This is a genomic window from Vibrio sp. YT-19(2023) (assembly GCF_033337395.1).
Genome location: NZ_JAWOQN010000147.1, coordinates 1 through 1,111, shown reverse-complemented (window position 1 = coordinate 1,111; position 1,111 = coordinate 1). Strand labels below are relative to the sequence as shown.

Annotated in this window: 1 protein-coding gene and 1 pseudogene; both read left to right on the top strand. The window is 49.5% G+C overall.

The genetic code is table 11. The features are described 5' to 3' along the window. A partial coding sequence (locus tag R7E78_RS24490) for a proprotein convertase P-domain-containing protein (RefSeq protein ID WP_318058388.1) occupies positions 1–819 on the top strand: 819 nt, incomplete at its 5' end. A 5-nt stretch (positions 820–824) separates the two neighbouring features. Continuing rightward, positions 825–1,111, top strand: a pseudogene (locus tag R7E78_RS24485) (DUF1566 domain-containing protein); the annotation flags it as partial.

Here is a 1,111-nt window from a genome sequence, read left to right as displayed (position 1 = left end):
CGTTACATCAAGGCTGGGGAAACGGTCGAGTTGACGCTTTCTCACACCGGCCGATCTGCAAGCGTAAAGGGCAATTGGTCACTGAACAACGACACATCGAAAGCGGTCGATGTGCAACTGGCAAACTCGGCCTCTTTCAGTGCCAACTTACCAACGGGGCTGACGTGTGGTGCACCGTTTGAATCTAAAGTTTCAGTGGGTTATCAGTTTGCTGAAGGGCTTAAGGCGCAATCTTGGCAAAACGTGACGGCGCTAGTGAATGGTATTCCTCTACTTTTGAATAAGCCCAAGACTATCGAGGATGCGCTCACCGATGCGAGTATTAACTCGCGCGGTCAAGAAGTGCAAGGGAACAAAATTTTTGTTCAAACACTATCAGACAAAACGCAGAAAATTGATGACTCATTTGCCGTTTATCTCGATATCGAACACGCGAATTTAGCGGATTTACACATCACGTTGATGTCGCCACAAGGCCAGTCTGTAGTGCTGTTTAACCATCAGCCGAGTCAATCGGGTGGGTTTACGGGCTATTTCACGGTTCAGCACGATCCACAGCTGCAAGCATTGGTTGGAGAGCCTAGTTGGGGAACGTGGCGACTAGAAGTCTCCGATCGGGTGGTCGGCAACTCGGGCGCACTAAAAGCGTGGGGTGTGAGTCACTTTAACCAGTATCAGTGCGGTGCTGATACCACTTCGAAAAGCAACGGCAATGACTCGGGTGGGAGTGGCTCACCTTGGGCGCTCTTTGGCTTGCTTGTGCTTTCAATGTTGAGAGTGGTTCGCTCTCGTAATAACGATTCATCAAAAAGAAGGTAAGACCTATGAAGTTTCAATATTCTCTCATTGCAGTCTCACTGGCCCTTGTTGGTTGTGGTGGCGGTTCTGGTGGTGGTGACGCAACGGCGCCAAGTTACAACGTAGCGGGAACCATTTCTGCGAAAGGTACGTTGTTAGATACACCAGTGTGCATCGACCTCAACCAGAACTTTGTGTGTGATGCGCCTGAGCCGAGCACAAAAAGTGATAACGCAGGTGAGGTCTCGATTACCTCGACAAACAAGAACATTTTAACCAGTCCAATTTTGGCTCATGTTGACCAAGGCGACGA